General features: G+C 63.9%; 11 protein-coding genes. 6 read left to right on the top strand and 5 right to left on the bottom strand.

What is annotated here, in order from left to right; all coding sequences use genetic code 11:
• On the top strand, window positions 1-792 hold the full coding sequence (locus tag LB559_RS26885; protein ID WP_224675388.1) for a heme ABC transporter ATP-binding protein: 792 nt from the start codon (window positions 1-3) through the stop codon (window positions 790-792).
• A 123-nt stretch (window positions 793-915) separates the two neighbouring features.
• Here LB559_RS26885 and rirA read toward each other — a convergent pair whose 3' ends face one another.
• Window positions 916-1,380, bottom strand: coding sequence for an iron-responsive transcriptional regulator RirA (rirA, locus tag LB559_RS26880; RefSeq protein ID WP_013531245.1), 465 nt, complete (start codon window positions 1,378-1,380; stop codon window positions 916-918).
• 277 nt (window positions 1,381-1,657) lie between these two features.
• Here rirA and LB559_RS26875 point away from each other — a divergent pair, with 277 nt between their 5' ends.
• From LB559_RS26875 to LB559_RS26865, 3 genes are all read left to right on the top strand, one after another.
• Window positions 1,658-2,953: a DUF445 domain-containing protein gene (locus tag LB559_RS26875; RefSeq protein WP_224675387.1), complete on the top strand. Its 1,296-nt coding sequence runs from the start codon at window positions 1,658-1,660 to the stop codon at window positions 2,951-2,953.
• Window positions 2,954-3,064: 111 nt separating this feature from the next.
• Window positions 3,065-3,493: a phasin family protein gene (locus LB559_RS26870; RefSeq protein ID WP_024503818.1), complete on the top strand. Its 429-nt coding sequence runs from the start codon at window positions 3,065-3,067 to the stop codon at window positions 3,491-3,493.
• Between the two features lie 190 nt (window positions 3,494-3,683).
• Window positions 3,684-4,181, top strand: coding sequence for a MaoC family dehydratase (locus LB559_RS26865; RefSeq protein WP_013531248.1), 498 nt, complete (start codon window positions 3,684-3,686; stop codon window positions 4,179-4,181).
• 37 nt (window positions 4,182-4,218) lie between these two features.
• Here LB559_RS26865 and LB559_RS26860 read toward each other — a convergent pair whose 3' ends face one another.
• On the bottom strand, window positions 4,219-5,673 hold the full coding sequence (locus LB559_RS26860; protein WP_013531249.1) for an MFS transporter: 1,455 nt from the start codon (window positions 5,671-5,673) through the stop codon (window positions 4,219-4,221).
• Between the two features lie 128 nt (window positions 5,674-5,801).
• Here LB559_RS26860 and LB559_RS26855 point away from each other — a divergent pair, with 128 nt between their 5' ends.
• Complete coding sequence (locus LB559_RS26855) at window positions 5,802-6,695, top strand: LysR family transcriptional regulator (RefSeq protein ID WP_224675386.1); 894 nt, start codon at window positions 5,802-5,804, stop codon at window positions 6,693-6,695.
• A gap of 49 nt (window positions 6,696-6,744) precedes the next feature.
• Here LB559_RS26855 and cml read toward each other — a convergent pair whose 3' ends face one another.
• Window positions 6,745-7,941: a CmlA/FloR family chloramphenicol efflux MFS transporter gene (gene cml, locus LB559_RS26850; RefSeq protein ID WP_224675385.1), complete on the bottom strand. Its 1,197-nt coding sequence runs from the start codon at window positions 7,939-7,941 to the stop codon at window positions 6,745-6,747.
• Between the two features lie 234 nt (window positions 7,942-8,175).
• The gene (locus LB559_RS26845) at window positions 8,176-9,579 is read right to left on the bottom strand and encodes a PLP-dependent aminotransferase family protein (RefSeq protein ID WP_224675384.1); all 1,404 of its coding nucleotides are present in this window, start codon (window positions 9,577-9,579) and stop codon (window positions 8,176-8,178) included.
• A gap of 104 nt (window positions 9,580-9,683) precedes the next feature.
• On the opposite strand from LB559_RS26845, the gene LB559_RS26840 reads away from it, so the two are divergent.
• The gene (locus tag LB559_RS26840) at window positions 9,684-10,574 is read left to right on the top strand and encodes a DMT family transporter (RefSeq protein ID WP_224675383.1); all 891 of its coding nucleotides are present in this window, start codon (window positions 9,684-9,686) and stop codon (window positions 10,572-10,574) included.
• 18 nt (window positions 10,575-10,592) lie between these two features.
• Here LB559_RS26840 and LB559_RS26835 read toward each other — a convergent pair whose 3' ends face one another.
• Complete coding sequence (locus tag LB559_RS26835) at window positions 10,593-11,633, bottom strand: zinc-dependent alcohol dehydrogenase family protein (protein WP_024503823.1); 1,041 nt, start codon at window positions 11,631-11,633, stop codon at window positions 10,593-10,595.
• Between the last annotated feature and the right edge of the window lie 4 nt (window positions 11,634-11,637).

The raw sequence follows: 11,637 nt of genomic DNA, 5'->3' as shown, positions 1-11,637 counted from the left end.
ATGATCGAGGCAAAGGATGTTTCGGTTGATATCGCCGGCAAGCCTATCGTCAGTGGTGTCGATTTCCACGCGCGGCCCGGCGAGATCGCCGCCATCGTCGGCCCCAATGGTTCGGGCAAGACGACCTTCCTCAAAGCGCTCTCCGGCGAACTCGCCTATACCGGCCGCGTTGCCCTCAACGGCCGAGATCTCTCGACGATGAAGCCGGCCGAGGCAGCCGTCCATCGCGCGGTGCTGCCGCAGGCGACGACGCTGTCGTTCCCGTTCACCGTGCGGGAAGTGGTCAAGCTTGGTCTCGTCGGCGGCCGTTCGGGCGCCTTGCCGGGCGAGGATGCGCGGCTGCCGGAACGGGCGCTGGCGCGTGTCGATCTCGACGGCTTTGCCGGCCGTTTCTACCAGGAGCTTTCCGGCGGGGAGCAACAGCGCGTTCAGTTGGCGCGCGTGCTGTGCCAGGTCTGGGCGCCGGTGCTCGACGGCAAGCCGCGCTTTCTGTTCCTCGACGAGCCAGTGTCCAGCCTCGACATCAAGCACCAGCTGATCATCATGAACATTGCCAGCGACTTCGCCAGAAGGGGCGGTGGCGTGGTCGCCATCCTGCATGACCTCAATCTGACGGCCATGTATGCGGAGCGGATCTTCGTCATACATCGCGGCCGGCTGGCCGCCGCCGGATCGCCGCGGGACGTGCTGAGCGATGATCTGATCGAGAAAGTGTTCGACTGCCGGCTCAGGGTCGGCGTGCTGCCGGCGGGCAATATGCCGTTCGTGCTGCCGCAGTCGGCGGTCTATTGATATTCAGGTGAGGCCGGGCCTGCGAATGGCGGTTTCCTGCGCTTCCCGCGCCAATTGTCGAAGTCGGCGCCGCCCCTCATTGCCCTGCCGGGCATTTCTCTCCGTAGAACGGGGAGAAATACGCTAGGCAGCCGGGGCGCGGCGCTCCATCAGCATGTCGATGCCGAGCAGGTTGCGTACATTCGGCCGCGCCGCTACCAGATCGGCGATCGTATAGCGGGCGAGCACTGCGAAAAACGCATTCAGGGCCTCGCGCAGCGCCGAGTTCAGCGCGCAGCTGTCGACGAGCGGGCATTCGGCGGCATCGTTCTCGAAGCATTCGGCCATGGCGAAGCTCTCTTCCGTCACGCGCACGACATCGAACAGGCTGATGGCTTCAGCCGCCCGGCCAAGTTTGACGCCGCCATTCCTGCCACGCACAGTCTGGACGAGGCCGTGCTCGACCAGCGGCTGCAGGATCTTGAACAGGAAAAGCTCCGACACCGAATAGGCGGCCGCGATCTCGGGAATACGGCTCAATCGGTCGTCATTTGCCGCGCAATACATCAAGATGCGCATGGCATAGTTGGTCTGGCGCGTAAGCCGCATATTGTCCTCACAAGGCACTGGGGCGGTGCAACCCACGCCAGATCTGGAAATTTTGCTGATGCGGCTTTGACCCGAAATTCCGGATTCGCCACATTGGCCCAGGCGGAATATGGCCTATACCTTGGAATAATTCCAGACTAGCTTGGCGCGATAGATGAATTTTCTCCTCAACTTTGTGTGCGCAGCCGGGCAAGATGCCGGGCGAAACCGGCTGTCGCGGGTATTTCGGCCGTCGGAACACTAAGATAGGCTGAGATCGACGAGGAGCGGCTCACCCATGTCACAATCGGCTTCGCCCTTGACGCCGGTCCGTTTCGATGCCGAAGCGGATGCGAAGCTTTCCGCGTTGCGGCGGACGAAATTCCTCGCGGCGGCCGCGCTGGCGCTTTGCGTACTGGTGTTTGCGCTCGCCAAATCGTTCGAGCACATCCATGCGTGGCTCGGCTTCGTCGCTGCCTTTGCCGAGGCGGCGACCATCGGCGGCCTCGCCGACTGGTACGCGGTGGTGGCGCTGTTTCGAAGGCCGCTGGGGCTGCCGATCCCGCACACCGCCATTATCCCCGAGAACCAGAACCGCATCGCCGACAATCTCGGCCGCTTCATCGAGGTCAACTTCCTGGCGCCTGAACCGGTGCGTGAAAAGCTCGCCGAGGTCGATTTCTCGGCACTCGTCGCCGACTGGCTGGCCGATACGGAGCGCGCCGCCGGCCTGTCGCGCTTCATCGTGCCGCTGGTGCCGCAGACGCTTGCGGCGATAGAGCAATCCGGCCTGCGCGGCTTCGTCACCAGCCGCATGCTCGAACAGATCGAAAAGGTGCCGCTGGCGCCGCTGGCCGCCGAACTGCTCTCGGCGCTTACCGATGATCGCCGCCATCAGAAATTGTTCGACGAATTCACCAAGGTGATCGGGCGGTTCCTCAATGACGAAAAAGCGCTGGCAACGATGCGCGAAAAAATCCGCGAGGAACTGCCGTCGCTGTTCAACCTGTTCCGCGCCGACGCCTATCTCCTGAAGAAGATCGTCGCCTCGGCGGGCTCGCTGCTCGACGAAGTGAGGGCCGATCCCGACCACCCGCTGCGCGCCGAATTCGACAGCTTCGCCCAAGGCTTCATCGATAAGCTGAGGACATCGAAACAATACGCCAAACGGGCCGAAAAGCTGAAGCGCGACTTCCTGGGCCGGCCGGAGGTCAAGGGATTGGCCGGCGACATGTGGGCAAGCCTCAGCCAGTTCATCGAGCAGGATGCCAAGGCGCCGAATTCGGTCATCCGTGCGCACCTCGCCAACATGTTCGTCGAGGTCGGCCGGCATCTTGCCGGCGATGCGCAGATCCGGGCCGACATGAACCAGGGGTTCGTGGTGGCGCTGGCGTCGTTCGTGGAGAGCCAGAAGGCCGGCGTGTCGACATTCATCGCCGACCAGGTCAAACGCTGGGATCTCGCGCAACTGACGCGGCTGATCGAGATGAACATCGGCCGGGACCTGCAGTACATCCGCTTCAACGGCATGATCATCGGCGGCCTCGCCGGTGTCGTGCTCTATGTGGCCGAGCGGCTGTTCCTCGTGAATTGATGCGCGGCCAGACTGGCGCTCATTCCTCCGCGTCCGAATGGACTCACGGCACGCGAGTGTTATTCTCCATCCGAGGGTGCCCGCATCCGCGGCAAAGGGGAGCAAACAAGCATGGCAAAACAACCGGAATCCGATTCCTTCATGGACATGTTCGGCAGGTTCGGCCGCGACCTGAAGGTGCCGAATGTCGATGTCGAGGCGATCCTTGCCCATCATCGCAAGAACCTCGAAGCGCTGGAGAAATCGGCACGAGCCGGTGCCGCCGGCGCCACCTCGCTGTTGTCCCGGCAGCGCGAGATGCTGCAGGATACGCTGCGCGAGGTCACCGATATGGCGCAAAGCTACAGGGCGCCGGGCAATCCGCAGGAACTGATGGCCAAACAGACGGAGTTTGCCAGAAAGTCCTTCGAGGCCGCGTTGAAAAATGCCGGCGAAGTGGCTGAACTGGTCAAGAAATCCGGTGCCGAATCGGTCGACATCCTGCGCACCCGCATTAAGGAGGCGATGGAGGAAATCCGCGCCGGCTACGAGAAGAAGTAGCGGATGTGGCCGGGACCGGTTCATGGCTGCCGGCCGCCCTGAAGCCCGGAAAGCCCGAGTTGGCCTGCGACTGCGCCGGCGGCGTGGCACGATTGCGGCCGAGATCGACGGAACGGATTCGCGTAGAGCGAATTGACAGAGGCCGTCAGTTCGTGGTCCGGAGGCTCTGGAAGCGATCGGGAAACCAGGAATGAACGAAATACGGCCTAAAACGCCGCCTACCTACGAGCAGTTGAGGACGATGGCCGGGCTGGAACTCGGCGTGTCGGAGTGGACGACGGTCGACCAGAACCGCATCGATCAGTTCGCTGAATGCACCGGCGACCATCAATGGATTCATGTCGACCCTGAAAGGGCGCGGCGGCAAAGCCCGTTCCGCACGACGATCGCGCATGGCTATCTGACGCTGTCGATCATCGGCGCGCTGGCGCTCGGCATGGGCATCGTGCCCGAGAATACGCAGGCCGCCTTCAATTATGGCTTCGACAAAGTACGCTTCCTGGCGCCGGTCAGGGTCGGCGCCCGCATCAGACTGCGCATCACGCTGCTGTCCATGGAGGACAGGGGCCCGGGCCAGTATCTGATGAAGGCGGCCAACACGGTCGAGATCGAAGGCGAGGAAAAGCCTGCCTTGACGGCGGAAACGCTGGTCATGCTCTATGAACGCCGCAAGCGGGCAGGTGCCTGAGCCTGTTTGGAATTCTACTCTCTGAGCGGTGTGCGCGTCACGAAGCCCTGGATTCTGCGCGGCCTGTGGCGCGGGCCGAGAGCAGTGCGAGGAACAGCGCAGCCAGCGCCAGCACCGTCGCCGTCTGAAAGGTGACCTGCATTCCCCGGGCGGCGGCCTCGGAACTCAGAAGACCAATGCCTTCGTGCCCTTCGGCCGATGCGACGGCGAATATGGCGCCCATCAACGAGGCGCCGGTGATGAGCCCGAGATTGCGCGAAAGGTTGAGCAGACCGGAGACGACGCCGCGCTGACCCGCGTCAACGCCGGTCATGACGGCTGCATTGTTCGACGTCTGGAACAGCGCGTAGCCGATGCAGGTGACGGTGATCGCAACGACATAGCCGGCAATGCCGAATCTGGTCACGGCGAGCGACAGCAGGAACGTGCCTGTCGTGAGGCTGAGCAGGCCTGCGACCATCATCCTATGAGCGCCGAAGCGGTCGGTCAGGCGTCCGGCCACCAACGCCGACAAGGTCGAGACGAGCGGGCCGGTCGACAGCACCGCACCCACCATTGCAGCATCCAGCCCGAGCCCGCGCGACAGGTAGAACGGAGCCACCACCAGCGTCGCCATCATCACCGTGGCGACGACGAGGCTCATGGCGAGACTGGCACTCAGCTGAAGATCGCGGAAGCTGGCAAGCCGGATCAAGGGGTTTTTCACTCTCGCCTGCGCGGCGGCGAAAAGAAAAACGCCGGTGCCGGCGGCGATCAGCAGGCCGATGTTGAGCGTGCCGAAATTGCCTCTGCCCAGCGTCATCGCCAGCGCATAGGCGGCCAACGTCAGGGCCAGCAGGGCGGTGCCCACGACATCGAACGTGCCTCGGTCGAGCCGCGCGGTTTTATTGCGTGCCGGCAGGGCACGCCAGGCAAGAACGAAGGTGAGCACTCCCAGCGGGACATTGACGAGGAAGATTGCCCGCCAGCCGAAGCCGGTGATCAAAAGGCCGCCGAGCGAGGGGCCAAGTGTCGTGCCGATCGCGGACAAGGCGCCGAGCAGGCCCATGGCGCCGCCGATTCTGTCTTTGGTCACGGTTTCGGCGACGAAGGCCAGCGTCAGCGCCATCATCAGCGCTGCGCCAAGTCCCTGCACGGCGCGTGCGGCAATCAGCAGCCAGAGTGTCGGCGCCAGGCCGCAGAGCACCGATGCGGACGTGAACAGCGCGATGCCCCCAAGCAGCAACGGTCGGCGCCCGAACATGTCGGCCAGCCGGCCGGCGCTGACGATCAGTGTGGTGATGGCGAGGAGATAGGCCAGAACAACCCATTGCACGGCCTGGAACGTCGCGCCGAAATTCTGCATCAGCGACGGCAGCCCGACGCTGGCAATGCTGGTTCCCAGCGACGACAGCAGTGTGGCGAGCGACAGGCTTGCCAACGCCCAGCCGGCGGATTGCATCCGTGGTGGCGCCGATGTCAGCGCGTCCGGATTTTGCTCAGCGATTGCCACGGCGATCTCCTTCCATCAGTCCCACAACCGGAACTGCTGGAGATCTAGTTCCTTGGCGAATGTGGCGGAAGGCGCAGCATTTGCATCTTATTCGTGCGTTTGGCGCCATATCATGTCATGATCTGCCGATGACATCACCCGATCTCAACTTACTGTTCGCTCTCGACGTCCTGCTGACCGAAGGCAGCGTGGCGCGCGCCGCCAGGCGCCTACGCCTCAGCCCTTCGGCGATGAGCCGCACGCTGGCGCGACTGCGCCAGGCGACGGGCGATCCGCTGCTGGTTCGCGCCGGTCGAGGCCTTGTGGCGACGCCGCGTGCGGAAGAACTGCGACAGCAGGTAGGCCGTGTCGTCCAGGATGCGGAGGCGATCCTGCGCCCTGCCACCTTGCTCGATCTCCCGAACCTGGACAGGGTCTTCACGCTGCGCACCAATGAGAGCTTCGTCGAAGAGTTCGCACCTCGTCTCGTTGCTCGTATCCAGGCCGATGCGCCCGGCGTGCGGCTGCGCTTTGCACCGAAGTCCGACCGGGACGTCATGTCGTTGCGCGACGCGGCGATCGATCTGGACATAGGCGTCGCTGGCGAGACCGGCCCGGAGGTGCGCATCCAGGCGTTGCTTCGCGACCGCTTCATCGGCGCCGTGCGAACGGGCCATCCCTTGACCGAGGGCGCGGTGACGCCTGAGCGCTATGCCGCAGGCCGACACATCAGCGTTTCACGGCGTGGCCGCGAGAAAGGGCCGATCGACGAGGCTTTGAACCGGCTCGGGCTGCGGCGGACCGTCGTGTGCATGGTTTCCGGTTTCTCGGCAGCCCTTGCCATGGCCCGCACATCAGACCTGATCGCCAGCGTTCCGGAGCGGCATACCGAGGGCGCACGCGCCGGCATGCGCAGTTTTCCCCTGCCGGTTGCCACCGCGGAAGTCACTATCTCCATGCTCTGGCATCCGCGCCTCGATGCCGATCCGGCGCAACGCTGGTTGCGCGACTGTGTGCGGGAGGTGTGTGCGGCGTCGCGCTGACAACGATGAGAAGCCTGCGCCAACCGCCCAGGCTTCTCATCTGTCCAGTCTATTCGGTTTGGCGTTTCTGCAAATGCCTCAGTGCGCTTAGTGTGAGCGTCGCCATGACCGAACAGTAGGCGACCAGCGGCCACGCCGTGTCTCCGCCGAGCAGGACGACGAACAACGTGCCGAAGATGCCGACGACAAGGCTCTGGATGCAGAAGTAGAGTGCGACTGCGGTTCCCGCGACATCGCCAAACGCCTCGAGTGCACCGTTTGCGGTGACTGAGACAATGAAGACGATACCCACGGCAACGACCCACATCGGCAAGATAAATGTCGCGAAGGACGGCTGTGCGAACAGTTGCCCCACTGCCAATAGCGCCGCGCCGAACAGCAGCATCGCCATGCCCCTGATGGCACTGCCGGCGATGCCCCAGCTTGCAATGAACCTTCTGGCGAAGTGGGTGGTGACGATCATCACCAGCGCCGCGGTGGCGAAGGCTAGACTGAAGCCGAACTGTGAAAAGCCGGCCCGATCCATGAGCACCCGTGGCGCAGTCGAAAAGAACACGAAGAAGGCGCCCATGGCGGCACTGAATGCAAGCGTGTAGGTCCAAAAGGCAAGACTGGAGAGAATGGGTCGAAGCGCCATTCGCCTGGTATCGCCATTCGAGGGGCGGGTTTCGTGCCATTTCGGCCATGCATTGAGGGTAGCTGCCGTGGCCAGGACTCCGAGCGTCAGGAAGATCGCCCGCCAGCCGAAATTGTCGGCAATCAACGCACCGGCAACCGGCCCCAACGCCGGCACGAAAGCCAACATCGAGCTGAACAGGCCGTAAATGACGGCACTTTCGGGTCTTTGCGCATAGACGTCGCGAACCGTTGCGAAGGTTGCAACGAGAATGGCGGACGCACCAATGGCCTGCACGACGCGCAGGACGACGAAGACAGCGGCCAGCGAGGTGCTGGCGAGCAGAAAGGAAGCGCCTGAAAACAAAAGCGCGCCACCGATCAGCACCGGGCGCCTGCCGATCCTGTCGGAAATCGGGCCGAAGACGACTTGGCCGAGCCCAAGACAGATCATGTAGAGGCTCAGCGTCAGCTGGATGACATCAGGCGATGTCTCGAGGATCCCCGGCATCGCCGGGACAATCGGGAGGTAGATGTCCATGGCCAGCGAGGCCAGGATGTCGAAGGGCGCCATCAGCACCATGGCTGCTGGCAGGGAAGTGGTCCATGTCGGGTTTTTTGGAAAAGGCATGATTGAACATCCGCTCAAATGGCTACATTTGGCGGCGATCTGCCGTTCTCAATGAAGATGGGAAATGACGGGCCGCCGCAACAACGAAGTGCTGTTGCGGCCTACTTGTCTGCTGACTTGCTGGTTCCCATAAACGCTATCCCGGAAAATGACGGCGCAGACATTCTCTCGAGTGCGCTCGCGTTTCCCTAGCAGCCGAAGGTTGCCCAGGCAACAGGATCAGCTTGATGCGCGTCAACGCGCCATCGCCGCCTCGAGCACCCTGAAAATCCGCTCGTCCGCGCATTGGGCAACGTTGAAGCGCAGGAAACGGCCAGCCGTTCCGGACAGGCTGAATGCGTTGCCGGGCGCCAGCACGATGTTGTCGGCCAGCGAGCGGCGGGCGACTTCGGCCGCATCGACGCCGTCCGGCAGGCTGCACCACAGGAAGAGGCCAGCCGGCTGGTCGATCCACGGCGTGATGCCGATCGCTTTCAGGTGGGCGGCCGTCTCGCCCATGGCGCGCGCAAGCTTCGCGCGCAGCAAATCCATGTGCTTGCGGTAGCTGCCGTCCTTCAGCAACGTCAGCACCAGTTCGGCCGCGAGCCGGCCGCCGCCGAAGGTCGTGGCGATCTTGAGGTCGGTCAGGGGCTCGATCCAGTCGCGCGGTGCGGCGATGAAGCCGCAGCGAACCGATGCCGACAGTGTCTTGGAGAAGCTGCCGATATGGACAACGCGGTTGAGACCATCGAACGCCGCCAGCCTGGGGGCGGGCGCATGTTCGAAATCGGCGAAGATGTCGTCCTCGACAATGGTCAATTGCGATTGATCGGCGAGTTTCAGCAGCCGGTGCGCGGTGACTGGCGACAGCACCGCGCCGGTCGGATTGTGGATGGCGGAATTGGTGATGTAGAGGCGTGGCCGATGCTCGGCCAACGCCTGCGCGAACAGATCGATATCCGGCCCCGACGGCGTGTAGGGAACGCTGACGACCTTGGCCCGGTGAGCGCGCAACAGGGCGTGGAAGTTGAAGTAGCAGGGGTCGTCGACCAGCACGGTGTCGCCGGGCTCGATCAGGAACCGGCACAGGAGGTCGATGGCCTGCGTGCCTGATTCCGTCAGCATGATCTGCTCGGGCGAGGCCTCGATGCCATGCCCGGCCATGCGCCGCGCCAGCAATTGCCGCAGCGGTGGCAGGCCGAGCGGCGTGCCGTAATCGGCCAGTGCGACATCGTCGGCACGCGCCACCGTGCGCAGCGCCCGGCGCAGCCCTGCCTGTGGCATCCATGAAGCGGGCAGCCAGCCACAGCCGGGCTTCAGCATGTCATCGCCGGCCTCCAGGGACTGGCGCGAGATCCAGAGCGGATCGACGGCGCGGTCGAGGCGGGGGCCGATTTCGGCCAGCGACAGCGGCGCCAGCGATCCGGCGGCATAGAAGCCGGAGCCCGGCCGCGAGCGGATCGCGCCTTCGGCGGCGAGCCGCTCATAGGCTTCGACCACGGTGGATTTGGACACTCGCATGGATTTGGCAAAGGCGCGGATCGACGGCAATTGCGCTCCCGGCGTCAGGCTGCGCGCCGCGATCCGCTGGCGGATCGTCGCCATGACGCCTTCGACCAGCGTACCGCCGCTCTCGCTTCCTGTAGTCTGCTTGTCCATCCGTACTGCTCTGCTGACCATGACAGTTTTGCATAATTGTACCGCATTGTCTCTGGCGATACTACCGGCTCCGCGCGATACGGAGCCGACAAACGGAGCATACGATGGACAAGACCGCGAGTGGCTGGATGAATGGATTCATCGGCGTGTTGATCTTCAGCGGCTCGCTGCCGGCGACGCGCGTGGCGGTCAGGGAATTCGATCCGACATTCCTGACCTCGGCCCGGGCGGCGATTGCCGGACTGCTTGGCCTTGCGCTGCTGCTCCTGTTTCGGCAGAAACGCCCGGAGCGCGGCGATCTGCTGTCGCTGGTGATCGTGGCACTTGGCGTGGTTGTCGGCTTTCCCTTGCTGACCGCGCTGGCGCTGAAGCACGTCACCACGGCCCATTCCATTATCTTCGTCGGCCTGCTGCCGCTGGCCACTGCGATATTCGGGGTGCTGCGCGGCGGCGATCGGCCGCGCCCGGCGTTCTGGTTGTTTTCATGCATCGGCAGCGCGCTGGTCGCGGGCTTTGCGCTGACGCAGGGCGTGACTGCCTCGCCGGTCGGCGACGGTCTGATGCTGGCTGCCATCATCGCTTGCGGCCTCGGCTATGCCGAGGGCGCCGCGCTGTCGCGCAGGCTCGGCGGCTGGCAAGTGATCTGCTGGGCGCTGGTGCTGTCGCTGCCGATCATGCTGGTGCTGACGCTGCTGACAATGCCGCCGTCGTTCGACGGCGTCGGCGTCAGTGCGTGGATGGGGCTTGCCTATGTCTCGTTGTTCAGCATGCTGATCGGCTTCGTGTTCTGGTATCGCGGGCTGGCGCAAGGCGGCATCGCCGCGGTTGGACAGTTGCAGCTGCTGCAGCCATTTTTCGGGCTGGCACTGGCAGCGACGCTGCTGCAGGAGCAGGTCAGCCCGCTGATGGTGGTCGTTACGCTTGGCGTCGTGCTTTGCGTCGTAGGCGCCAAGCGATTCGCGAAGCAGGAATTGCCACGACGCGCGATTGCCTGACGACGGTGCCGTCCTCGCCTAAAACTTCGTGACCACCCCAATGCCGATGCCCTCGAAGCCGCCCATCGCCATCAAGGCTGCGGGCGCCTCGTCGAGGCTGATCTTCTTGCCGACGAGCAGTTCCGGCTTGAGCTTGCCGTGGCGGATCATCTCCATCATCGCGGGGTAGCGATAGGCCTGCATGCCGTGACTGCCGAGGATTTCGAGTTCGAAGGCGATTACCTTGTCCATCGGCACCTGCGGCCGGGCGTGTTCGCCCAACATCAGGCCGACCTGCACATGGCGGCCGCGCCGACGCAGATTGGCGATCGAGTTGAACGAGGTGGTCGGGTGGCCGAGCGCGTCCATCGACATATGCGCGCCGCCATTGGTGATCTGCTTGACCGCCTTGACCACGTTCGGCGTTGTAGATGCATTGATGGTGGCGACGGCGCCGATCTTTTTGGCGAAATCCAGTTTCTCGTCGGTGAGATCGATGGCGATGACATTGGCGCCCATGGCGCTGGCAATCATAATCGCCGACAGGCCGACGCCGCCGCAGCCATGCACCGCGACCCATTCGCCCGGCTTCACCCGGCCCTGGTCGACAATGGCTCGAAACGAAGTGACGAAGCGGCAGCCGAGGCTGGCGGCGGTGGCGAATTCCATCTCGTCGGGCAGGCGCACAAGATTGGTGTCGGCATGTTCGATGGCGACATATTCGGCAAACGAGCCCCAGCCGGTGAAGCCAGGCTGTGTCTGGTGCTCGCAGACCTGGTGATTGCCCGAATTACACTCGAAGCAGCGGCCGCAGCCGACGGCGAACGGCACTGTGACGCGCTCGCCGGCCTTCCAGCGCGTGACCTGCTTGCCCGCGGCGACGACGATGCCGGCAAGTTCGTGGCCCGGCACGTGCGGCAGCGTGATGCCTTCGTCATGACCCATCCAGCCATGCCAGTCGCTGCGGCACAGACCGGTCGCCTCGACCTTGATGACGACGCCATCGGCTGCCGGCTTCGGATCAGGAACGGTCTGGATCCTCGGCGCTTCGCCGAATTTCTCGAAGACGACGGCTTTCATCGAT

The sequence above is a fragment of the Mesorhizobium sp. BR1-1-3 genome (genome assembly GCF_020165455.1).
GTDB lineage: Bacteria > Pseudomonadota > Alphaproteobacteria > Rhizobiales > Rhizobiaceae > Mesorhizobium > Mesorhizobium ciceri.
This window is presented reverse-complemented; position numbering and strand designations above follow the sequence as displayed.